The 21,913-nt window shown below is 35.6% G+C and carries 16 protein-coding genes; 10 read left to right on the forward strand and 6 right to left on the reverse strand.

Features of this window, described 5'->3' with window-relative positions:
* Positions 1–72: 72 nt before the first annotated feature.
* Entirely contained in the window at positions 73–1,239 is a 1,167-nt protein-coding gene (locus tag CLU97_RS06225) for a class I SAM-dependent RNA methyltransferase (protein ID WP_121487156.1), read from the forward strand.
* A gap of 755 nt (positions 1,240–1,994) precedes the next feature.
* On the opposite strand, the gene CLU97_RS06240 is transcribed toward CLU97_RS06225, so the two are convergent.
* Both CLU97_RS06240 and CLU97_RS06245 read right to left on the reverse strand, forming a co-directional pair.
* Positions 1,995–2,801, reverse strand: coding sequence for a helix-turn-helix domain-containing protein (locus tag CLU97_RS06240; RefSeq protein WP_121487158.1), 807 nt, complete (start codon positions 2,799–2,801; stop codon positions 1,995–1,997).
* Between the two features lie 38 nt (positions 2,802–2,839).
* On the reverse strand, positions 2,840–3,853 hold the full coding sequence (locus CLU97_RS06245) for an SDR family NAD(P)-dependent oxidoreductase (protein WP_121487159.1): 1,014 nt from the start codon (positions 3,851–3,853) through the stop codon (positions 2,840–2,842).
* A gap of 209 nt (positions 3,854–4,062) precedes the next feature.
* On the opposite strand from CLU97_RS06245, the gene CLU97_RS06250 reads away from it, so the two are divergent.
* From CLU97_RS06250 to CLU97_RS06285, 8 genes are all read left to right on the forward strand, one after another.
* Positions 4,063–5,067: a glycosyltransferase gene (locus tag CLU97_RS06250; protein WP_121487160.1), complete on the forward strand. Its 1,005-nt coding sequence runs from the start codon at positions 4,063–4,065 to the stop codon at positions 5,065–5,067.
* A 778-nt stretch (positions 5,068–5,845) separates the two neighbouring features.
* Entirely contained in the window at positions 5,846–7,456 is a 1,611-nt protein-coding gene (locus tag CLU97_RS06255) for a T9SS type A sorting domain-containing protein (RefSeq protein WP_121487161.1), read from the forward strand.
* 8 nt (positions 7,457–7,464) lie between these two features.
* The gene (locus tag CLU97_RS06260; protein ID WP_147436455.1) at positions 7,465–8,700 is read left to right on the forward strand and encodes a hypothetical protein; all 1,236 of its coding nucleotides are present in this window, start codon (positions 7,465–7,467) and stop codon (positions 8,698–8,700) included.
* A 70-nt stretch (positions 8,701–8,770) separates the two neighbouring features.
* Positions 8,771–9,652, forward strand: coding sequence for an IS982 family transposase (locus CLU97_RS06265; protein WP_121486905.1), 882 nt, complete (start codon positions 8,771–8,773; stop codon positions 9,650–9,652).
* A 2-nt stretch (positions 9,653–9,654) separates the two neighbouring features.
* A complete protein-coding gene (locus CLU97_RS06270) occupies positions 9,655–11,241 on the forward strand; it encodes a hypothetical protein (protein WP_121487163.1) in 1,587 nt (528 codons plus the stop codon).
* Positions 11,242–11,318: 77 nt separating this feature from the next.
* A complete protein-coding gene (locus CLU97_RS06275) occupies positions 11,319–14,096 on the forward strand; it encodes a DUF6443 domain-containing protein (protein WP_121487164.1) in 2,778 nt (925 codons plus the stop codon).
* Positions 14,096–14,773 carry a JAB-like toxin 1 domain-containing protein gene (locus CLU97_RS06280; protein WP_121487165.1) on the forward strand — a complete coding sequence of 226 codons (678 nt, stop codon included), beginning with the start codon at positions 14,096–14,098 and terminating at the stop codon, positions 14,771–14,773. The genes CLU97_RS06275 and CLU97_RS06280 overlap by 1 nt, the downstream gene beginning before the upstream one ends.
* Positions 14,745–15,233, forward strand: coding sequence for a hypothetical protein (locus tag CLU97_RS06285; protein ID WP_121487166.1), 489 nt, complete (start codon positions 14,745–14,747; stop codon positions 15,231–15,233). Before CLU97_RS06280 ends, CLU97_RS06285 begins: the two co-directional genes overlap by 29 nt.
* Positions 15,234–15,471: 238 nt before the next feature.
* On the opposite strand, the gene CLU97_RS06290 is transcribed toward CLU97_RS06285, so the two are convergent.
* On the reverse strand, positions 15,472–16,701 hold the full coding sequence (locus CLU97_RS06290) for an aminotransferase class I/II-fold pyridoxal phosphate-dependent enzyme (RefSeq protein WP_121487167.1): 1,230 nt from the start codon (positions 16,699–16,701) through the stop codon (positions 15,472–15,474).
* A gap of 158 nt (positions 16,702–16,859) precedes the next feature.
* Between CLU97_RS06290 and CLU97_RS06295 the strand changes: the two genes are divergently transcribed.
* Entirely contained in the window at positions 16,860–17,318 is a 459-nt protein-coding gene (locus CLU97_RS06295; RefSeq protein ID WP_121487168.1) for an Lrp/AsnC family transcriptional regulator, read from the forward strand.
* Between the two features lie 23 nt (positions 17,319–17,341).
* Here CLU97_RS06295 and CLU97_RS06300 read toward each other — a convergent pair whose 3' ends face one another.
* From CLU97_RS06300 to CLU97_RS06310, 3 genes are all read right to left on the reverse strand, one after another.
* On the reverse strand, positions 17,342–18,427 hold the full coding sequence (locus CLU97_RS06300) for a serine hydrolase domain-containing protein (RefSeq protein ID WP_121487169.1): 1,086 nt from the start codon (positions 18,425–18,427) through the stop codon (positions 17,342–17,344).
* Positions 18,428–18,625: 198 nt separating this feature from the next.
* Positions 18,626–19,657 carry a bestrophin family protein gene (locus CLU97_RS06305; RefSeq protein WP_121487170.1) on the reverse strand — a complete coding sequence of 344 codons (1,032 nt, stop codon included), beginning with the start codon at positions 19,655–19,657 and terminating at the stop codon, positions 18,626–18,628.
* 117 nt (positions 19,658–19,774) lie between these two features.
* Positions 19,775–21,847, reverse strand: coding sequence for a thiamine pyrophosphate-dependent enzyme (locus tag CLU97_RS06310; RefSeq protein ID WP_121487171.1), 2,073 nt, complete (start codon positions 21,845–21,847; stop codon positions 19,775–19,777).
* Positions 21,848–21,913: the final 66 nt, after the last annotated feature.

The following is a 21,913-nucleotide window of genomic DNA, read 5'->3' on the forward strand; positions in this document are numbered from 1 at the left end:
AATTCAATTGGACAAGAAGTTGGATAGCTAATCTTTTAATTTTTAAAGCTTTAAATCTTTTAATTCAAACTTATGGATACAGAAAATATTAAAATACAGATAAAGACATTCTTCGGATTGGAGCAGATTCTGGCGGAAGAAATCAAAAAATTGGGAGGAAGGAATGTTGAAATTAAAAACAGAGCGGTAAATTGTGAAGGAGATCTAGGTTTTCTTTATAAAATCAATTATTCTGCGAGAACAGCATTGAAAATTCTGGTGCCTATTCATGAATTTAAAGCTTTTAATCAACATCAGTTCTATGACAGACTATTCAAATTTGAATGGGAAAATTTTATGGATGTTGACCAGTCTTTTTCTATTGATGCTACTGTAAATTCTGAAACATTCAAGCATTCTCAGTTTGTGACTTTAAAAATGAAGGATGCAATTGTAGATTATTTCCAAGAAAAATTCAAAAAACGTCCGAATGTAGAAACGAGAAATCCGGATATCAAATTCCATCTTCATATAGACAGAGAATTGGTCATGATTTCCATGGACTCTTCTGGTGATCCTTTGTTTAAAAGAGGGTATAGAAGAGAGCAAGGTGAAGCGCCTATTAATGAAGTGTTAGCAAGCGGAATGCTTCAGCTGGCAGGCTGGGACGGAAAAGGAAATTTCCTTGATCCTATGTGTGGTTCAGGAACATTATTGATTGAAGCTGCAATGATTGCGATGGATCTTCCTGCTCAGATTTTCAGAAAAAGATTCGGGTTCCAGAACTGGAATAACTATGATGCTGATCTGTTTGCAAAAATCAAAGAATTCAGAATTAACAGAGTGAGACAGTTTGATGGGAAAATTGTTGGATATGACATTGATGCAAGAATGCTGAATGCTGCAAGAATGAATGTAGAAGCCGCAGAAATGGAAGATGTTATCGAGATTAAAAAACAGAACTTTTTTGATTCCAAGAAGGAGCTTTTCCCATTGTTGATGGTATTCAACCCTCCTTATGACGAGAGAATTTCCATTAATGATGATGATTTCTATAAAAAAATAGGAGATACCTTCAAAACGCATTACCCCAATACATTGGCTTGGCTTATTTCTTCAGATTTAGAAGCAGTGAAGAAGATCGGTCTGCGTCCTTCAAGAAAGATCAAACTTTTCAACGGAAAGCTGGAAACGAGATTCTTACAATACGAAATGTATGAAGGAACGAAGAAAGTACATAAATTGGAAGATAATAAATAGCAAAAAAAGTTGTTAGGAGATTTTTTTGATCTGTTAGACACTCTATTTAGTGTAGTCGGGCTTTTTCAGAGTGGTTCGGAATCATCATGTTCAAGTTCTGACAGAAAGAGCCTGAATTATGATGAGAAACCTCAAAAGAAAGAATCTAAGAGATCAAAATATTTCACAGAGAAAGTAAGTGCCTTAGCCTTGTTATTGGCAGCATTTTCTTTTTTTATTGTTTTTAAAGACCCTTTACCTGCAAAAAATTATACACAAACCTTAGTCATAGCTTCTTTAATAGGAACTGTTATTTCACTTATAGTGTTTTTTATTTTGTACGTTTTGGAGCTTTATTATTTTAAAACCCTGTTTAAACTGATTCTTTTCAGCTGCTCAGTAATTGTTTTTTTTATTTCAGCAATATTATATATCTACTTGAGGTCGGGATTTTTTATATAATAGGACAAAATAATATGAAGGAACGAAGAAAGTTCATAAATTGGAGGATCATAAATAATAACTTCTGAGATTAGAAATGTCCTGGAATTTTTTTGATGTATTTGATGTAATTTTTGATCTACTGGATTTGTTTGGTTCTGGATCAAAATCGTCACGGTCATCACAGTCAAAACCAGAAAGAAAAGCATTAAATCATAATGTAATATCTCAAAAGAAAGATTCAAAAGATTTGGATACTTTAAAGAAAAAATAGCTTCAGGAGTAATTAAAATCATAAAAAAAAATAGGTTGTACACACTGTACAACCTATTTTTTTATCGTGCTAAAGAAGGTGCAAAACCATACTGTTTTTTAAAGGCATGCGAAAAATGGGAAAGATCCTCAAAACCTACTTCCAGAAAAACGTCGGAAGGCTTTTTATTTTTTTCTGATAAATGATAATAAGCCAATTCAAGACGTCTTTGGGTAAGCCAGCGTTGTGGTGTTGTTTGAAAAACCTTTCTGAAATCACGGTTGAATGTTGATAAGCTCCTTCCCGTAAGATACCCGAAACGCTCCAATGGCATATTAAACATATAATTTTTTTCCATAAAATTGATCAGATCCACTTTTCCCGGCTCATCAAAATCTGCGAGTAAAGTATCGATATCCGGATCAATTTCCCTTAAAATACTTATTGCTTCTGTAATCTTTAAATGGGCTATATTTTCAGGAAGCGGACCTTCTATCTCAAAATAAGGAATGAGAGAAGCAAGACAGCTCTTCAAAAGCGGGTGGCCGCTGAAACTGTGAATGATGGATTCTCTCTGCCCGTTTTTCTTTTGCTCATCAACAGAACTGTAAAATTCTTTAAGCCGTTCTGTGGTAAGATGCATCACAACCGCTTTATGAGGAAGTCCGTCTTTAGGATAATTGATAATTGTGGCAAGATGATTTCTCGGAATAAGGAAAATATCTCCTGCCTTGAACAGATAGGTTTTATCTGCCTGAATAATTTTTGTTTCTCCTGATATGAACCAGACCAGCATGTGGTACTCAAAAACCGTTTCTGTTTTGAACAGCTTATCATCATAACTGGAAATTTTGATATCCGGTGTCAGGTAGTGTATCTGGAAGTCCATTGTCAAAAGTTTTCATTACAAATGTATTTAAAAAACGGTTATTGAGCATCAAACTGAAATCCCAGCATTTCTTCACTCAGTTTCCATAAGCGTTCAGCATTATTTTTATCAACAGAGTAGGCTTGTACTCCTCGGATGGTTGCGGGTTCATCAAACCTGTGTTCAATTTGCCCTTTGTCTATTTCTGCAACATCACAGTTTTCGCAATACACGCCACCAATCTCATTAAGTTGAGGACTTACAGCGCACCACACTGTTGTAGCAGCGCCTTGTGGGATGGTTTTCAATCGTGCTTTCACTTCAGGCTTGATGTTTCCGTTTTCATCATGGGTTCCTAATTGTTTAAAAAGTTCAGTAGGTTCTTCTCTGCCCAAATCAGTTCCGTACACAGATCCTGGATGAAGAGAATATGCTCTGATTTTGAACTCTTTTCCTCTTTCATCAAGTTCTACGGCAAACAGATTACAGGCTGTTTTGGATTGACCGTATCCTGAAAGAGTGTCATAATCTCTTTTTTCAAAATTAGGATCTTCAAAATTAAAAGGCGCCATCTGATGCCCGTAGGAAGAGACACTGATAACCCTTGCCCCATTTGCCTTTTTCAGAGCCGGCCATAGTTTTGTGGTAAGATGAAACTGCCCAAGATAATTTGTTGCAAGTTGAGATTCAAAACCTCTGCTGTCTCTGCGAAGCGGTACCCACATGATTCCTGCATTATTGATAAGTAAATCCAGACTTCTGCCTGATGATATAAACCTTTCTGCAAAAGCATCGATGGAGGCCGGATCCATAAGATCCATTTTTTCAAGTTCAAAATTTTCAATTCCTGTAAGGTTTTTTCCTGCTTTTTCAATATCTCTGGCGGGAATAATAACATGGGCTCCGGCTGAAGTAAGGACTTTTGTGGTTTCAAGACCGATTCCTGCATAACCACCGGTAATGATCACTGTTTTTCCGGTAAGATCAATTCCCTGAATAACTTCCTGAGCTGTTGAATAAGCATTAAATCCAGATTGAATAGGTTGTTGTAATGTACTGGTAATAGGTTCCATTTTTTTTTTGTTTTAAATTTCTATAGCAAAATTAGAATGGATTTTCGGGGTTGGTTTTGTTTAAAATGCCAAATAACTTGGCTCAGAATAGCATTGGTAATTTCCTTTAATTAAGAAGAATATGGTTTCACATCGTTAATTTCTCCGAATAAGCTGTTAAACTGTTTGTAGGTTGTTCTGCGAATAAGTAATTTTGAAAAATTTTCAATTTGAAGCCTACTATTTCCATTGTCGTTGCCATTTACAACCGAAAAGACGAACTTTTTGAGTTGCTGAACTCCCTTACCCAACAGACAGATAAGGAGTTTGAGATCATTATTGTAGATGACGGTTCCTTGATCGATCTAAGACCTACCATTAAAAATTTTGATGAAATTCTGGATATTAAATATTTCAGAAAAGATAATTCAGGGCCGGGGCTGACAAGAAATTATGGGGCAGCAAGAGCAGCTAACGAATGGCTGGTATTTGTGGATAGTGATGTGATTGTTGAGAAAGATTATATTGAACATATCAAAAACGATATTCTGACGACCCCTTGTGATGCTTTTGGAGGAGCAGATAAAGCGCACAAAGGATTTAATCTGATGCAGAAAGCTATTTCCTATTCCATGACTTCTGTTTTTACAACCGGGGGAATCAGAGGCAGCAAGAAAGCAGTTTCAAAGTTTCAGCCCAGAAGTTTTAATATGGGCGTGAAAAAGGTTGTTTTTGAAAAAGTTGGTGGATTTTCCGAAATGAGAATAGGTGAGGATCCGGACCTTTCCATGACACTTTGGGAAAACGGTTTTACTACTGCTTTTTTTGATGACATTGCCGTATATCATAAACGCAGGGTTGATTTTGGGAAATTCTCCAAGCAGGTCTATCAGTTTGGCTGTGCAAGACCAATTCTTAACCAGAGACACCCTAATTATGTGAAGATTTCTTTTGCATTTCCTACCTTATTTATGCTGGGATACCTGATGGGCTTTCTGGAGTATTTTCTTACGGGAAGAGGGGTGATTCTTTCTTTCTATGGTTTGTATACCTTTTTGGTGTTTTTCCATGCTTTATTGGTAACAAAAAATATAAGTATTGCAGGGATGGCAGTTATTTCCACTTATATTCAGATGTTTTCTTACGGTTATGGTTTCCTGAAATCCTGGATTTTACTGAATGTTTTCAGAATGAAGCCGGAGGAAGCTTTTCCCCATCATTATTATAAGAAATAGAAGGTGCTTTTCCATAAAAGAAAATTCAATAGGAATGGACTTTAGTTCATTTATCAAATCAATAAAATCTTCCGATAGCTTTAGCCAAAACTCATAATTACTCATAAGATTGGTTATTTTACATATTACTATGAATTTATTTGCTAATTATCAATTAATTATAGAACAGTAGGTCGTGGTTGCTAGTTGACATAGGGATATAAGATTGTAATTTCTGGTTTCAGAATGATCTTTTGTGGTCTTTTTACTTTTCGTTGAGGTCTGCTATACCAAAGTTACGTTTGTATAATCTAATCGTAGGTGTCAAAAAACATATATCGGGATACCGGATATTTCTTAACCACAAAGAACTATTATATAACTCTGTAGCAGAAATAAAAGCTCATTAACAATATTCCGGAGCTTTTGTTATTTCTCTGGGAAGGCTTTTATCCGTTTTAGAACTTTTGATAAAAACAAAGCATGATAATAGCTGGTTACGAAATGATTAAAGGTGATATAGATTGTATTTTGTCTGAGAAAAGCCAATAGTCATATTTTCTTTTTATATGATATAATTTCGTAATTACATTCAATAATTTTATACGACATGTTCTGTCGTAGTGGATAGATATTTTTGTATCAGAATGAAATAGAATCTTAAATATTATAAATAAGATTTAATTATTAATAGTATGATTTACAGCGAATCATAACAAGCTAATTTTTGAATCTTAAAAAGTGTTAAATTTGCAAAGTTTTTAATAAACAAATTCGTAACTCAGAAAACAATATTGAAATGAGAAAACTTTATCTCGGTGCATTTACTGTATGCACAGTCTTGAGCATGTCTGCTCAGGAAGTAGTGTGGCAAAAAGACATCAAATCCTCTACCCAGGATTTTCTAAGCCAGGTTACCACAACTATTGACCAGCAATATTTGGTCACAGGCAGCTCAATTCAGAGCGACAAATTACAACAAGGCAACAAACAAAACAACGGTTACGATTTCCATTTGGTTAAACTCAATCAACAGGGAGAAGAAGTCTGGGAAAAATATTTCTCAGGACATAATCATGATTATCTATCAGCAACAGTCACCACACAGGATGGCGGATTTTTATTAGCCGGAACCTCTTATTCCGGAAAAGGGCTGGATAAAAAAGAGGATTCCAAAGGAGGATCTGATATCTGGCTCATAAGAATCAATGAATTTGGAGATGAATTATGGCAGAAAACATTGGGAAGTTCTTCAGATGAAGAAGCAAGAGCTGTAATTCAAACTACAGACTTAGGATTCTTTGTTGCCGGAAATGTTCAAAATTCTTCAAAAGGTTACGGTTCCAAAGATGTTTTGATCACAAAACTAGATAAAGACGGAAAAGAACTTTCACAATTAATTTTAGGTGGAAAAGGCTTAGACGAAATAGAAAAAATGATTCCAACTCGTGATGGCGGAGCATTACTGGGAATTTACTCCAGAAGTTCTGAGGTTCGTGTTTCGGGATCTGCCAGCACTCAGACGAACAACCAACGATCTGCTCCTTCAACAGCCATTAGCCAGATGCCAAAAGCCAGCAGCAATTATGGTGAAGGCGACTACTGGATCGTCAAGCTAGACAAAACCGGAAAAGTTGAATGGGAAAAGAACTTTGGAGGAAAAGGTGACGATCATATCAGAACATTGGCTTTAACTTCAAACGGATTCATCGTTGGCGGAGAATCAAGATCAGAAAGGTCAGGAAATAAAACCGTAGGAATAGAAGAAGGAACAGATCTTTGGCTGATTGCTTTAAACGAAAGAGGCGATGAACAGTGGCAGAAGTCCTACAACTTCAAAAACCGCGATGTTTTAATGGGAATGAGTGTACTTCATTCTGCAGATGACAAATCTTCTAAAGGCATTCTACTGGGAGGTTATACCCAGGCTGAAGGAAGAATCCAAGCTGATGATGAAACTTTCTGGATGTTATATTTAGATCAAAACGGAAATGAGCAATGGAGAAAGCACGTGAAAGGAGAATCCAGACAAAAAGAAGAAAGACTTTCTGATGTAAAACTGAACAGAGACGGATCAATTGTTTTAGCCGGAACCAGCGCAGAAGAGCTTGGAAAAGAAAACTGGAAGATTGTAAAACTGGGCGACAAACAGGTTGATCAGTTAATCGAAAAATATGACATCAAAATCTATCCAAATCCTGTTTCAGATTATGCTTACATAGAAATCGGTTTTGACTTTAAAGATGCTGATATTCTACTGTATGATATGTCTGGAAGACAGCTTCAAAGTATAAAAACCAAAAATAAAGTAACCAAGATTAATACTCAGGCACTCATTCAGGGAGCTTATCTGTTGACGATAAAAACTGATACTAATAAAACGGCGAATGCCAAATTGATTAAAAAATAAATACACTTATGAAGAAAATATTTTTACTCGTGATATGTATGCTAACTTATCATTTGTATAACAGTCAGGTACAGAGCCACAATGTGGGGGTTACCCAGCCAGTGCCCTCTGTGTCGTCATTAACGACTTACAAAAATATTCCGGTCTCTTTGCAGACAGGAGTTCCTAATATATCATATCCTTTAATTAGCTTGCCTACAAACAGTAAATTTGTTAACATCAATCTGGGACTAAGCTATCATACAGGAAATATTTCCAAAGACAGTTGGACAAGTGAAGTAGGAAAAGGATGGTCAATTTTGGGGCCTGGAGCTATTTCCAGAGAAATTCTTTATGATTTTGATGAGGTTTTTGATGATGCAAACTTCCATCATTATATAAAAAATGAATTTGATGATATTTATAATTTTAACATTCCAGGAGAATCCGGGAAATTTAGAATTGTAAGGAATGTTACCACTAATACTTTTGGGATAGTAGCCTTAAGCCCTTATACTTCTAAGATAGAATATACTAGAACAAACAACACTGCTACATTAATTTTGGATTCTTTTACCATAACAAGCGATGAAGGAATTAAATATAAGTTTCAGGACTATAATATTTCAATGATGAATGTTTGGAGTTGGGACCACCCGAATCTTGGAGGGTTTTATTTTGATAAAACGTATAGAAGCGCATTTTATTTAACATCCATTTCGGATGAAAATGATCAAGAGCTGGTAAAATATACTTATCTGAAAGATATAAAAAATTTGTCCGGAACTCAGACTACAGAATCGCAAATCAATAAATTGACCCGTATAGAAGTAAAAGACCATGGAGTTGTAGAAATTAATTATACCAAAAACAACTCAGTCAATAAAAATAATGACATCTTCAGCTTAGATAATATTATTCTAAAAAATGCCAAGAATACATTTGTTAAAAAATATAAATTTAATTATTCATATAATTCTGATCGTACTTTAAATTCTTTTACCCAAGTAGATAATTCTGAAAATGATATTGAAAAAACAAGTTTTGATTATCAGGGGTACAGCTTACCTTCCGGCAGTGGGGAAGTGCATTTTAATAGAGTAAGAGTAAAACTGCCTACAGGAGGGGCTACAGAATATAATTTTGAATCAGTGCCCTATGCTTTTAAGGATTCAATTGGAACAGTTATGCCTCCGCAAGTTGACATTGCAAATGTATCTTTTAATCAGTTTAATGCCAATACCAAAAAATATTTCTACCCGTAGTGCATTATAAAAAAGGTTATTCATAATACGAAAAATTCGTATATTGTATTGACTATCAATCTGATACATAATGAATAACCTAGATGCAATTTACAATTTTATTTTAAATGAATTAAAGAAGTTAATCTCAGATGAGAACTTTTATTTCAAACCAATTAAGCCAAAACTGTCTGATTTAGAGATTGTTGCTCTTAATATTTCTGCAGAATATTTATCGATAGATTCAGAATACCAGCTATTTAGACATCTGTCAAATTCAAAATTAAACGGAATGATCGAAAGAAGTGTTTACAACCGTAGAAAGAGGAAATTATTCCTGCATTTGGAAAGGATTCGAAAGCTTATAGTTGTTCGGTTTAATGAGATTGAAAACGTTTTTATTATTGACTCTATGCCTTTGGAAATTTGTAGAAATGCAAGAGCAAAACGCTCCAAAATTTGTAAAGAAAGTGAATTTTCATTTCCAAGTAGAGGTTATTGCGCTTCCCAGTCCAGTTATTATTACGGTTACAAACTGCATGCAATATGTTCTGTTTCCGGGGTTTTTCAAAGTTTTGACATTTCTACGGCAAGCATTCATGATATTCATTTTTTGCAGGATATAAAACATCAAATTAATGACTGTACATTGATCGGAGATCGAGGTTATTTGTCCGCTCAGGTACAATCTGACTTGTTCAATTATGCAAATATAAAACTGGATACACCAATGAGAATCAATCAAAAAAATTACCAAAAACAGAAATATATTTTCAGAAAATCGAGAAAGAGAATTGAGACCCTGTTTTCTCAACTTTGTGATCAATTTAAAATTAGAAGCAACTATGCAAAATCATTTAATGGCTTTAAGACAAGGATATTGAGCAAAATAACAGCACTAACTTTTATTCAATTTGTAAATGTTTTTGTCTTTAATAGAAAAATGAACAATATTAAAATTGCGTTAGTTTGATAATGCACTACGAGTATTTCTTTACCATTCCTCAGGATAAAGAGTTAAATATAGAAATCTATGCTGGTCAGATTTCAGGTTATCCTTGGTTATTAACCTTTTATAAAAAAATTGGTGATGTTTATAAACCAACTCCTTATACATTAGGACCTGCGGTTGATGCAGATCCAAACTATCCAACAATACAGCAGAGAACATTTACCACTGGGGAATATTATGTTACATTATCTTCCGCTGTCCCCAATGCCACTTTTAGTGGTTCTATAAATTTTAGGGCATTTTATTATGATGGTACTCCTTCTGAGAGTAACATCAAGGTTCCCACAGATTCCTTTTTGAGAATTAAAAATATCAAATCTTTTGATTTGGATTTTGCCAGTGTAAATAATTATTCGGTTCCGTCATCAATAGAAGAATATGAGTATAATAAATTTGATGATCCTACTGTTTCAAGCGGTTATTTTGTAGACGGAGGCAGTATATTAGGAAAGTCAGAAAGTGGTGTAGTACCAGCCAATCCTGTGACAATTTATAAAAATGTAAAAGTTTCCAATGGAAATAATATAGGATATACCAAATATTATTTTAAAACGGTAGATACTTACCCAACCCAGCCTACCGAGGTGCCGAACAGACTATTATGGCCTAACTATAACATTATGAGGGAGGGACTTTTGGACAAAAAAGAAGTATACAATGCTGCCAATCAAAAACAGACAGAAGATAATTTTGAATATACTCTTGAGGATTTTTTCGGTCCCAGATACCTGGTAGCGCCTATATATTTAGGGGCAAACTTCTTTCTGAAAACAGCTTGGATAAAAAATCATAAAGTAATCTCGAAAACTTATCATAATTCAGCTACTACTGAAACTGCTGCTGAAACAACAAAAAGTGCTATCAACTATAAAACAAATCTGGAAAAAGTAACTTCTTTTGACGGAACTATTCAGGAAACAACCTATCAATATGCTTTTGATAAAGGAAATATGAAGCTGGTTAATGCCAATATCATAGGTATTCCTTTGGAAACTAAAACGATTGTTAAGAAAAATATCTCTGATACAGGGAAATTAATTTCAAGAGCTGAAACAAAATATGACAACCCTGCCAATACATTTCCCAGCTCCACTGTATCGTATGATACACAAAATAATATTTCTGATGAGGTTATCTTCAACAGATATGACAGCAAGGGAAATTTAGAGCAATACACCACCAAAGATGGTATCCCCGTTACTGTAGTTTGGGGATATGGCAAAACCCAGCCTATCGCTAAAATAGAGGGGGCAACTTATGATCAGATATCACCTTATCTGTCAGATATTGTTTCTAAATCTGATGCCGATATTGATGCGGGATCAGAACAGGCTTTTCAAAATGCTTTGGATCTTTTCAGAAATAATATAAGTATCGGAAATTATCAGATCACAACTTATGTGTATGATCCTCTGATTGGAATGAAGAGTATGACTCCGCCTTCCGGAATCCGGGAGTATTATAAATATGATAGTGCCAACAGACTGGATCAGGTGGTTGACGATAATGGAAAAGTCTTGAAGAAATACAAATACAACTACAAACATTAATTCATGAGTAATAAGCAATAGGGTATGCTAATTATTTTACATTTCGCCTATGCTTATATTTTAATTATTTATCAATTATGAAAAAAATATTTTTATTTAATATAGCATTGTTTGTAGCAGGATTATCTTATGCACAAACTAGTACAGAGAATTATATACAGACAACGAACTGCCTTGATGCAGACTGCATAAAAAAGGCAGAAACCGTACAATATTTTGATTATCTGGGAAGACCAAAACAGAGTGTCAGCGTAAAATCTTCTCCCACAGAAAAAGATGTTGTAGTTCATGTGGAATATGATGCACTGGGAAGACAGACTAAAGAATATCTTCCTGTTCCTCAATCCGGAACTCAGAATGGAGAATTTTATAGTTCTCCTCTCGGGAATGCTTCTGCTACATATGGGGGAGAAAAAATATACACCGAAAAAATTCTGGAAAACTCTCCTTTGCAAAGGGTTTTACAACAGAAACAGGTTGGAAATGCATGGACAGACAAGCCTGTAACTTTTGGATATGATGCTAACAACACAGCTGATCATGTCAAAAAGTATGCTCCTATTACAAGCTGGAATGCTACAGAAAAATTGTATTCTCAGGAGCTTCCGGCTCCTTCGGAGTATCAGGCAGGGCAGCTGGTGAAAAATACTGTTACCGATGAAGACGGAATTACAACCATCGAATTTAAAGATGGTTCAGGGCAAACCGTTTTGATAAGAAAAGTAGTGAACTCTTCCCAAAATGCCGACACTTATTATGTATATGATGATTATAAACAATTAGTTTTTGTAATTCCGCCACTGGCTGCTGCTTCGGCATCTGTTTCAGGTACTGTTCTCGATAATCTTTGTTATCAGTACAAATATGATAGCCGAAACAGACTTGTAGAAAAGAAGCTTCCCGGAAAAGCATGGGAATATATGGTGTACGACGGTGTTGATAAGATGATTCTGTCTCAGGATGCTAATCAGAGAGCTTCATTCAGCTGGACTATCTATAAATATGATATCTTTGGAAGACCTATTTATACAGGCATTGTAAAGTTCAATAATACAAGAATAGGGATGCAAAACCAGATCATTGGAGGAGCTATCCTTGAAGGCCGGGATAATACCCCGCTGACTGCAAACGGAATGCCTTATTACTACACCAATATGCATTGGGGACTGGATACTCTTCTCTCAGTTACGTATTACGATTCTTATCCTCAGCAATATGGCTTTAATCCACCTTTTCCTTCAAGCATTTTAGGAGAACCTGTATTGACTGAAAATCCGAATGCTGACGGCAGAAGTACAAAAGGACTTCCTGTACTAACCCTTGTAAAAAATATTGAGGATGATAACTGGACAAAAAACTATACCTATTACGACAGGAAAGGAAGAGTAATTGGGACCCATTCTGTCAACCATCTGGGAGGATATACGAGAGTAGAGTCTAAACTGGATTTTGCAGGATTACCACTACAAATCATAACAAAACATAAAAGGCTAGCTTCCGACGTAGAAAGAGTTATCAATGAAAATTTTGGTTATGATCATCAGAATAGAGTATTGATTCATAACCATCGGATTGATAACAGTCCAACAGAGGTTTTAGCCAAGAACGAGTATAACGAACTTTCTGAGTTGAAAAATAAAAAAGTGGGCGGCCCCAACCCTAGAACTACTCTTGAAAGTATTGACTACACGTATAATATCAGAGGGTGGCTCACTAAGATCAACGATCCTGCCAATCTAAACGGAAAACTGTTTGGATATGAAATAAAATATACAAATCCTGTGATTGGAAACTATCCCGGGAGATTCAACGGAAATATTGCTGAGGTAGATTGGAAAGCAGCTACAGATGGGCAGCTAAGAAGGTATAATTATTCATATGACCCCCTGAACAGATTAGTGCATGCCATATATCTGAAGCCTGATGCTTCGGTAGTACAGACCAGTGCTTATAATGAGTGGGTTGATTATGATATCAACGGAAATATCACCCGTCTGGACAGGTATGGAAATTCTGATGGTAACGGTCCTATACAAATAGACAGATTATACTATACCTATTCCGGAAACAGGCTAAGCAAGGTTGAAGACGCCACTCAAAATTCATCGGGTTATCCGTATGTTGCAACACCTAATACCATCAATTATGATGATAATGGGAACATGACCAGCCAGATGGATAAAGGAATTTCTTCCATCCAATATAATTATTTAAATTTACCAAAGAAGATTACCCAAAACTCCAAAGTAACAGATTATGTTTACAGAGCAGATGGAGTAAAACTGAAAAAAGTCTTTGATACAAAAATTACAGATTATCTGGATGGTTTTCAGTATGAGAATTCTATTCTAAAATTCTTTCCGACGGCAGAGGGATATTTTAATGTTGAGACCGGAAAGTATGTGTACAATTATACTGACCACCTTGGCAATGTCAGGTTAAGTTATGCTAAGAATGGGACAGCAGGCTCAGAGATCATTGAAGAGAGTAATTATTATCCTTTTGGATTGAAACACGAAGGGTATAATACTTTGTTAGGAAATCCAGCTTATAATTACAAATATAACGGCAAGGAACTCCAGGAGAATGGTATGTATGATTACGGAGCGAGAATGTATATGCCTGATCTGGGAAGATGGGGTGTAATGGATGCTATGTCTGAGAAATACAGAAGACACAGCCCTTATAATTATGCTGTAAACAATCCTATCATGTTTATTGATCCGGATGGTAATGACATTTCTTATTCAGGAGCAGATGCAGGATTAGCCTATAGTGCATATGTGGCAACAATGTCTACTAGTTCTGAAACTTCAGGGGGAATTTCTTTACAGGATCTAGTTTTGAAAGTTTAATGGACGATTATAGGCTTAATAGAAATGGTAAACTTGAACTTATAAATGGAACTAAAGATGGGTTTGATAGATTGTTCAATTGGAATAGCACTGAGTTTATAAAACTGAATAAAGAGTTTATAAAGAATTTGCGTCAAGACACAGAATATGATAGCTATTTAAAAGAATATAAACCCGTAGCAACAACAATAACATTTGAAAACTCTTCAGTTTCTGTAAAACAAATAAAAAACTATTTCTATTTCCTGGCAGCAAACACAGAAAAGGAATGGGGATTTAATCATTTAACTAAAAATGGATGGTTTTCGGATAGTTCTGTAACAATAATTAATAGTAATCATCAAGATGGTAGTGTTGGAATGAGCGCTGTATTTAAATATTTACAATCTGGTTATAATTTATTAGGATCCGGACATTCTCATCCTTTTTTAATCTATGACCACCCAGAAAATAAACATTTATTAAAAGCAAGGTACGATGAAATGGCATATCCTTCTGGATTCCAAAAAGGAGGGGCTGTAGATTTTAACCAAACGACTGGTGACAGGAGTAGCTACGAAAATTTATTAAATAAATATGGAGGGCAAATAAAAGCTAATCCATGGATATATATAGGTAACCCAGATAACCGACCACATTTTATATATTATGATACGACATCTTTTAGAAGGAAGTAAGGCATTGTTACTTTTTCTTATCTTATTCTCTTGCCAAGAAAATAAAAGAGAAAAAATTAAGGAATACTCTTATCCCAGAATTTTAATCAAAGAAAATCTAAAAAGAGAAATATATTCCTATAAACAGGAATTGAATAGGTTGCAAGCATCGAAAAGCAATAACTTAAGTATTTATTTTAGTAAGAAAAATGATACAACTTTTGTAGAAATAGGGGATTATAAACCAAACCTTAAAATATTAAATATAAAGGGGGTTGAAATCATGAAAAAGGATACAATATATTTATTTAGTGGAAATGATTCAATAAGTGTAGAACAGTTTTATGAAAATCAGTTTAATGACAAAATTAATATTATCGATAATTTAGAACCGTCTCTTAATCATTTTGATCCTCATTTTAAATGCCTTTATATTGATAATGAAAATTTAAAAGTACTTTTTTATGGTAGATGTAAATAGAGTGAGTGGTATAATAAATTAAGTACTATAGCTGTTTTGTAATTGTATTTAAAAAAATATGATCTCATTTAATATAACAGCTATTGAAATTTCAATAGCTGTTAATATTTTAGACATGATAAAACTCTAAAAATGAGTAGATTCAGAATGAGTGAAGATTTACTTTTTTGGTGGCTTTCCCTTGTTTTCAGACAATAAAAAAAGGCTGTTTCAAACGAAACAGCCTTTTACAATAAATTTAGATGATAGAAATGTTTTCATGGTGGTTTAGAACTCCTACTTTCAGCATACACTCTTTCATTTTATGATAAGTTCTTTTTATATCGTGGTCAAGACCAATGGAGAATCTGATCAGCCCGTCTGAAATACCTATGGAAGCTCTTTCTTCTTCCGGGATTTCAGATGAGGTAGATTTTCCTGAGCATGAGAATAAGGTTTTATAGAACCCTAAGCTCACGGCAAGATACCCCAGATTTTCTGTCTGCATCAGTTCCATCAGTTCGTTTGCTTTTTCTGTTGTTCCGGCATCCAGAGTCAGTAATCCTCCGTATCCGTATTCTTCATGAATCATACTTTTCATTAATTCATGGTTTTTGTGAGATGGTAAGCCAGGATAGGATACTTTTAATCCATCTTTTTCGAATCTTTCAGCCAGATACATCGCATTATGGCTGTGTTGTTTGATTCTGATATGTAATGTTCTCAGATTCTTTAAGATACTTGATGATCTTAAGCTGTCCATCGTTGGGCCAAGAAGCATACACGCTCCGGAATTGACATTTTTGGTGTCATCAATAAATGCCTGACTTGCACAATACACACCGCCTACCGTATCACTGCTTCCGTTGATGAATTTCGTTAAACTATGAATCACAACATCAGCTCCAAATAAAGTCGGAGATATAGAAAGAGGGGAGAAGGTATTGTCTACAATCAGTTTCAGATTGTGTTTTTTACAGATTTCGGAAAGTTTTCTAAGGTCAGCAACTTCAAGAAGCGGATTGCTTACACTTTCACAATAAATAACTTTCGTATTGGGAGTGATGGCTTTTTCTATAGAATCAAAATTATTGATATCAACAAAGGTAGTTGCAACATTAAACTGAGGCATGAAGTTTTTAAGAAAAGCATAAGTTCCTCCGTAGATGGTTCTGCTTGAAATAATATGGTCACCACTTTTGCACACCTGCATCAAAACGGAAGTAATGGCGCCCATTCCGGATGCTGTAACGTTGGCAGATTCTGTATTTTCCAGCTTGGCAAGAGCCTGAGCCAGATAAAGATTCATTGGGGATGAATGTCTGGAATACAGGTAGCATCCTTCTGCATTTCCTTCGAAAGTATCAAACATGGTCTTTGCAGAAAGAAATGTATAGGTAGAGCTGTCTGAGATAGAAGGATTCACTCCTCCGAATTCACCAAAATACTGTAGATCCTGAATCTCGTTGGCTGCGTTAAAGTTTTCCATAAATATTGTTTTTATTTTATTGTCCCAATTTGCATTAATTTGCTAATTATTACAACAGAAAATTGAATTTATAGATTATAAAACTGTAAATTTTTGTTTATATAGAAAAAATAATTAGTATCTTCGGAAATATTAAACTTTTACCAAAAAAATATCTAATGGAACTTGACGAAACTGATAAGAAACTCCTGTTTTTTCTGCAGGAAGACTGTAAACAAACCACCAAAGAACTGTCCGGTAAACTTGGTTTATCTGTTACAGCTGTTTATGAGCGTGTAAAAAAGCTTGAAAATGCAGGCGTTATTTCAAAATATGTAGCCTTGCTGGACAGAAGTAAAGTTAAGAAAAATTTTATTGTTCTGTGTCATGTAAAATTAATTCAGCACAAGAAGGAATTTGTACTGCAATTTGAAAAAGAAGTGATGGATCTTCAGGAAGTTACAGAGTGCTTCCATGTAAGCGGTGATTACGATTATATTCTTAAAATTGGCGTGAAAGATATTGAGGACTACCGCAGTTTTATGCTGACGAAACTGACGACGCTTCAACACATCGCAAGTACGCACAGCTCATTTATGATTTCCGAAGTGAAAAACACAACGGCCATCGTATTATAAATTTTGAAAAATTTCGTGATTGATTACAGATTTTCTTTAGTCATTTTATCGATGAAATAGTGAAGTCTTTTAATCTCTGTTCTGCCTTTGTTTTTGTCATTCAGGAAGCAGGTGGTTACAATAACCATTTTTAAATCGGGAATGACACAGATAAGCTGGCCGCCATAACCTGTGGCTACGAAAGCCTGATGTCCGTTAGTTTTTCTTCGCCACCAATAGTATCCATACCCGTTGGCATCCGGCATTACATCCCAGGAATCCAGCTTTGCATGTTCAGCGGTAGATTCCTGAATCCATTTTGAAGAAACAATTTGCTTGCCGCTAAATTTTCCGTTATTCAAAATCATGATACCGAATTTCAGCAGATCTTCAGGTTTCATAAACATTTCCGAACCGCCGATGTTCCTGTTCATAGGATCCGTGTCCCATCTGGGAGTATTCATTTTTAAAGGTCTAAAAAGGTTTTCTGTTGCAAATTGCTTCAGATTGGTCTTTACAATCTTTGCTAAAGCCGCGCCAAAAAGATGGGCTTCACCACTGTTATAATTGAATACTGTTCCCGGATATTCTTCGAAAGGCAGATCCAGCACAAATTTTACAGGATCACCGGAAAAAGACATTGCCGTTGAAATTTTTGAATTTTCAACCCAGTCAAAACCACCCTGCATGGTCAGCAGGTTTTTTAATGTTAATGTATTTCTGATAGAATCATGAGCTGCCTTTCCTTCAATATTGGAGATGTTTTTGAAACTGCTTCTTGAGATATTGTATTCCGGAAGGATTTTTAAAACCGGAGTGTTAAGGTTAGGAAGCATATTTTTATCCTGTGCAATACCGGCCAGTACAGAAACGATACTTTTGGTAACAGACTTTATACTGAAAATGTTTTCTTTATTGGCTCCGTGAAAATACTGCTCATAAATGATCTTATTGTTCTGGGATACAATGAAAGATCCCAGAGAAGGAATACTGTCATTAATTTCTTTGGTGAATTTCTCTGTAAATTCTTTCGGTAATTCTTTGTTGAAGGCTGTCTGTGACTTCATTTTAGGGCAGAATAGGATAAGACTTAGAATCGTCAAACCCTGCAGTAATTGCTTGGATTTCATTGTTTAAAAAAAGAAAGGATAAATGATTAGCTGATGAAAAGTATACGCTGACCCATCCGGATGGATAAACATAGCGAACGCTTTCAATGCCCCTAAATTATGAAAAACAATGAACTTTTAAAATATATTTTATCGGATATTTTAAATTTTTTTAATGATTCTTAAATTCATTTTTTACTTAAAATGGTCCACTAGAAATTACACTAACACCCCATTTTTAGAAGAAATAGGATCCGGAAGATCTGTTTCTCCGCTCATTTGAAGAAGATCTATTTCAATCGTTCTGCAGATAGAAAGCATTGGAACGTCAAACATTAATCCGGCAAAAGGGTTTTCGGAATAATCTCCTACGAGTTCCATAATGATATAAATCCATCCGATAATAATACAGAAAGGAATAGACGTCCAGATTCCCCAGTCTCCTAATTTTGCAAATTCGTTAACTAATCCCAATGGGAGCAGCATAATGAACAGGATGTTAAAAACAAAAGCCGTACTTGCAAACTGTCTTGGAGAAGGGAACTTTTTGATTCTTTCTGCCTGTCCCTGGAAATTGTAGAATTCATTCAGAGCATTCTGCAGTTGAGTCTGATTGAAATCTGTGATGGCATTCATGTTTTTTAGTTCGTTAATATCTTTTGCCTGCTGAGCAATTAAATAGGTAGCAAAGTTTTTGTAATCGTTTTTACGTTCATATTCTTCCTCTGAAAGATATTTGTGCAGGAAAATAGGGGCTCTTCCATAATCCGGAAATCCTGCCTTGATCAATCTGTTTCTTCTCAGGTTGATATTCCCGAATTTATTATTTTCCGTACTGATATGCTCCCATTCCGTAGGGACTAAAAGCTGCTCACGGAAAGTATATAACCATGCAATATGACGGTAAACGATCCTTCTTTTACGGTCTTCTAGATCAAAAACGCCAATTTCTTCATTTTTGGTATCGAAAGCATATACCATAGAGGCAAACGAACGGCTGGAATTTACAATTCCGCCCCATATTTTTCTGGCTTCCCAAAGTCTGTCATAGGCCTGGTTGTTTTTAAAACCCACAAGAAACGCTTCTGCTGTACCTATCAGTGCAACAGGAACCCATGGAATCGTCATCCAGTGCCAGTTAAAGAAATAAAAGAGAACGGCAATCAATGTGCACCAGATAGAAATGAAGACAAGATGTACACCGGCAAGATTGAGAACCTGTTTATAATTGACGTATTTGGTTGTGATCATAGAGCTGCGTAGAATTTTTGGTGTGCAAACAAACAAAATAGATACCAAAATAAGGTATCTGTTCCGTTTATTAAAAATAATAAAAAAAACCTCTGAAAAATCAGAGGTTTCATATATTTAATATTTCAGCATTTCTTCAATCTTACTGCTGAGCTTTTCAGCATTGGGAAGCATTTCTTTTTCCAACACCAGATTGATAGGAACAGCAGGTACATCCAAAGATCCCATTGTTTCTACAGGTGCGTCAAGATATTTGAAGCAGTTTTTGGAAATACGGTGTGCAAAAGCCTCTGCAAAAGAGTTGTTAAGCTGTTCTTCTGTTAGAACGATACATTTTCCGTGTGCTTTTACCCTTTCGAAAACAAGTTCTTCATCCAGAGGAATCAATGTTCTTAAGTCAATTACCTCAACTCTTCCGTTGAAATTCTTAGCGGCTTCTTTAGCCCAATACACTCCCATACCGTAAGTAACCACTAATAAAGTTCTGCCTTTTTCAGTTTCTTCCTTATCAGCTTCTATAATTACTTTTCCTTTTCCAAACGGAAGAACATAGTCTTCGGCTGGTTCTATGGTTTTAGCATCTTCAGTTCCGGGAACTTTACTCCAGTATAATCCTTTGTGCTCCAGCATTACTACCGGGTTCGGATCATAATAAGCAGCTTTTAACAATCCTTTAAAATCGGCAGCGTTGCTTGGATATGCTATTTTGATTCCTTTGATGTTGGCCAGGATACTTTCAACACTTCCACTGTGGTAAGGACCACCACCACCGTAAGCTCCGATAGGAACGCGGATAATGTTGCTTACAGGGAATTTTCCACCACTTAAATAGTTTGATTTTGAAATCTCTGTAATTAGCTGGTTGATTCCCGGGTAGATATAATCTGCAAACTGAACCTCAACGATTGGTTTCAGCCCAACAGCACTCATTCCGGCAGTAGATCCAATGATATAAGCCTCCTGAATTGCAGTATTGAATACTCTTTTACTTCCGAATTTTTTTCCTAAAGTCACTGTTTCACGGAAAACTCCACCAATTCTTTCTCCTACATCCTGTCCGTAAAGTAACGCTTCAGGGTGTTTCCACATTAATTCCTGTATCGCATGGATGGCAGCATCTACCATTACAATTTTTTCTCCGTTGGCAGGTTCACGTGTTCCTGTTTCCTCAGTAATAGGAGTGGGAGCAAAAACGTGCTGCATTACGGTTTCAGGCTTCGGATCTTCTGCATTTTTAGCTTTTTCGAAAGCTTCTTCTGCTTCAAGACGGGCCTTTTTGGTAATTTGTTTTAAAAGATCCTCATCAATTCCTGTTTCCAGTAGATGCTTTCTAAGGATTTCTCCCGGATCTTTAGCTCTGTGTTTTGTTAAATCTTCTTCGTCTCTATAGAATTCTCTTCTTACTCCGGAAGTATGGTGGCCAATCAGTACTGTTTTTGCGCAAACAACTATAGGTTTTCTTTCTGTTCTTACAAAATCTACAGCTTTTTTCATGGCTTCGAAACTTTCCACGAAATCCGTTCCGTCTACTCTCATTCTGCTTAATCCCGTGAATCCGGCTACGAAATCATAAGCGTCGCAGGTTCTTGCTTCATCCTTTGTTACGGAAATTCCCCATTCATTGTCCTGAACCAGGAAAATAATAGGAAGCTGGTGTAATGCGGCAAACTGTAAAGCTTCACTCACTTCACCTTCTGTAACAGAATTATCTCCAAGGCTGCATACCACAACTGGATTGTTCTCAAATTCCTGAAGATTGAAATCCTGAATATATTTAATTCCCTGTGCTACCCCTGTAGTAGGGATAGTCTGCATTCCGGTTGCGGAACTTTGGTGAACAATTTTAGGTTTGTTTTCATCCCTGCTTGAAGGATGGGAATAATAAGATCTTCCTCCTGAAAAAGGATCATCAGCTTTAGCCAGTAACTGAAGCATCAATTGATAAGGTTCAAAACCTATTCCCAGAAGAATACTTTCGTCTCTGTAATAAGGAGAAACCCAGTCTTCTTTTTTCAGCTGGTAAGCTGTTGCAAGCTGGATGGCTTCATGGCCTCTTGATGTGCTATGAACATATTTACAGACATTTCTGTTTTCTTCGTAAATGTCGGCCATGGCTTTGGCCAGCATCATATGATTATACGCTTTGAGTAATATATCCTGAGAAACTTTTTCGTGAAGTGCATTTTCCATAGGAAGCAAATATACACAAAAAAACAAAATACTAACAACTGTTAGTATTTTGTGTAAAATCTTTGT

This window comes from Chryseobacterium sp. 7 (assembly GCF_003663845.1).
Lineage (GTDB): Bacteria > Bacteroidota > Bacteroidia > Flavobacteriales > Weeksellaceae > Chryseobacterium.

Coding starts and splice junctions, on each gene's coding strand:
- CLU97_RS06290 (WP_121487167.1), bottom strand. CDS start 16,701: ATGGAAAACTTTAACGCAGCCAACGAGATTCAGGATCTACAGTATTTT.
- CLU97_RS06305 (WP_121487170.1), bottom strand. CDS start 19,657: ATGATCACAACCAAATACGTCAATTATAAACAGGTTCTCAATCTTGCC.
- CLU97_RS06310 (WP_121487171.1), bottom strand. CDS start 21,847: ATGGAAAATGCACTTCACGAAAAAGTTTCTCAGGATATATTACTCAAA.
- CLU97_RS06285 (WP_121487166.1), top strand. CDS start 14,745: ATGATACGACATCTTTTAGAAGGAAGTAAGGCATTGTTACTTTTTCTT.
- CLU97_RS06280 (WP_121487165.1), top strand. CDS start 14,096: ATGGACGATTATAGGCTTAATAGAAATGGTAAACTTGAACTTATAAAT.
- CLU97_RS06240 (WP_121487158.1), bottom strand. CDS start 2,801: ATGGACTTCCAGATACACTACCTGACACCGGATATCAAAATTTCCAGT.
- CLU97_RS06255 (WP_121487161.1), top strand. CDS start 5,846: ATGAGAAAACTTTATCTCGGTGCATTTACTGTATGCACAGTCTTGAGC.
- CLU97_RS06275 (WP_121487164.1), top strand. CDS start 11,319: ATGAAAAAAATATTTTTATTTAATATAGCATTGTTTGTAGCAGGATTA.
- CLU97_RS06270 (WP_121487163.1), top strand. CDS start 9,655: ATGCACTACGAGTATTTCTTTACCATTCCTCAGGATAAAGAGTTAAAT.
- CLU97_RS06295 (WP_121487168.1), top strand. CDS start 16,860: ATGGAACTTGACGAAACTGATAAGAAACTCCTGTTTTTTCTGCAGGAA.
- CLU97_RS06260 (WP_147436455.1), top strand. CDS start 7,465: ATGAAGAAAATATTTTTACTCGTGATATGTATGCTAACTTATCATTTG.
- CLU97_RS06245 (WP_121487159.1), bottom strand. CDS start 3,853: ATGGAACCTATTACCAGTACATTACAACAACCTATTCAATCTGGATTT.
- CLU97_RS06225 (WP_121487156.1), top strand. CDS start 73: ATGGATACAGAAAATATTAAAATACAGATAAAGACATTCTTCGGATTG.
- CLU97_RS06265 (WP_121486905.1), top strand. CDS start 8,771: ATGAATAACCTAGATGCAATTTACAATTTTATTTTAAATGAATTAAAG.
- CLU97_RS06300 (WP_121487169.1), bottom strand. CDS start 18,427: ATGAAATCCAAGCAATTACTGCAGGGTTTGACGATTCTAAGTCTTATC.